The organism is Rhodoferax sp. RT5P35, from assembly GCF_056521385.1.
In genome coordinates this window covers 1-1,219 of the sequence record NZ_JBWMAX010000215.1, presented here as the reverse complement: position 1 = coordinate 1,219, position 1,219 = coordinate 1, and the positions used below count along the sequence as shown (strand labels likewise).

Sequence of the window (1,219 nt, the reverse complement as noted above, 5' to 3'; positions counted from 1 at the left end):
CCGTCACGCTGCTGGCAGCCGCCAGTGTTGCTGGCTTCGGTAGAGTCGGTAGTGCAGGCCATCGCCCAAGCCGTGGGCCGCAATGCGCAGGACTGCATCCGCTACGCGCCCGATACGCGCATCGAAGCGCTTTTCGGTCGCCAGCCCGCCGTCCACACGCCGGAGTCCGAGGTGGCAGGCTTCGTACATGATGGCTCTGTGAAGGCGTTGGTAGCGCGAGCGCTGCACCGGCTCGGAGATGCCGACTGCGCTGCCAGCACCTGAGCACATATCCAAACAAAATAGGCTGCTAGCGCTTATTTAATAAGCGCTAGAAGCTCTATTTTTTATAGCACAAGGTGGTTTGCCAGCCCCCTACGACCAGAAGCTGCGCCGCCGGTTTGTGGATACGGATAGCATGTACCTGGAATCAACGCACTTATTGCAGGAGGGCCCCATGGCGATCCAACGTGACACCCCCTACAGCGGCATGAACTTCAGCGTGGACCTGGGCGACGGCCAGGAAGACGGCACCGGCGCGGGCCTGCTCGAAGTGGTCTTTCCGCACGCCGCCTTGACCGTACTGAAATACCGCAACGGCAACCACCGCGACAACGCCGTCAAAAAGCTGCAAACCACCACCCCGCACAGCAACCTGGTGCTCAAACGCGGCGCGCTGGGCGTGCTGAACTGGTACGCCTGGTGGAACGCCATGCGTAACGGCGAGCAAGGCATCCAGCGCAACATCACCGTGCGCCTGCTCAGCGAAGACCATGACATTCCACGCAGGCGCGAACCGCTACCGGGCTAAAACCCCCCATGGTTCTTGTCGACACCTCCGTCTGGGTTGCACATTTTCGGCACTTCAATCACACGCTGAGCGCGCTGCTGAACACCGACCAGGTGGTGTGCCACCCCTTCATCGTTGCGAAGATCGCCTGCGGAACACCGCCCCACCGCGCCCGCACCATGGCAGGCCTGGGCTACCTGCAGCAACTCGAATTGGCCACCATACCCAAGACCATCGCAGCCATTGAAATTTTCCTGGAACCGGGCCAAAGTCACCCGTTTCCCAGCCCCTTGGGACTCGGTTTTGGGGCCATTCGGCCCACTTTTCGCCCTTATGGACGCACCTGTGCCATCAGCTCTTGGCGCCCCAGGTAGAGGTTGGCCAGCGCCAGGGCCGTAAATGCCCGCGTCGCATTTTTCTGTAGACCCCGATAGCGCACCTTGGTAAAGC

General features: G+C 61.2%; 1 protein-coding gene and 2 pseudogenes. 2 read left to right on the top strand and 1 reads right to left on the bottom strand.

From position 1 onward, the window contains the following. Together AC097L_RS25090 and AC097L_RS25085 are read left to right on the top strand one after the other, a co-directional pair. Positions 1 to 264, top strand: a pseudogene (locus tag AC097L_RS25090) (hypothetical protein); the annotation flags it as partial. Between the two features lie 172 nt (positions 265 to 436). After that, a complete protein-coding gene (locus tag AC097L_RS25085) occupies positions 437 to 790 on the top strand; it encodes a phage tail protein (RefSeq protein WP_479589424.1) in 354 nt (117 codons plus the stop codon). 310 nt (positions 791 to 1,100) lie between these two features. Here the strand turns inward: AC097L_RS25085 and AC097L_RS25080 are convergent. Next, positions 1,101 to 1,219 (bottom strand): annotated as a pseudogene (locus tag AC097L_RS25080) (IS5/IS1182 family transposase); the annotation flags it as partial.

Bases quoted from the DNA above. Each gene is read 5' to 3' on its own strand.
- AC097L_RS25085 (WP_479589424.1), top strand. From the start codon at position 437: ATGGCGATCCAACGTGACACCCCCTACAGCGGCATGAACTTCAGCGTG.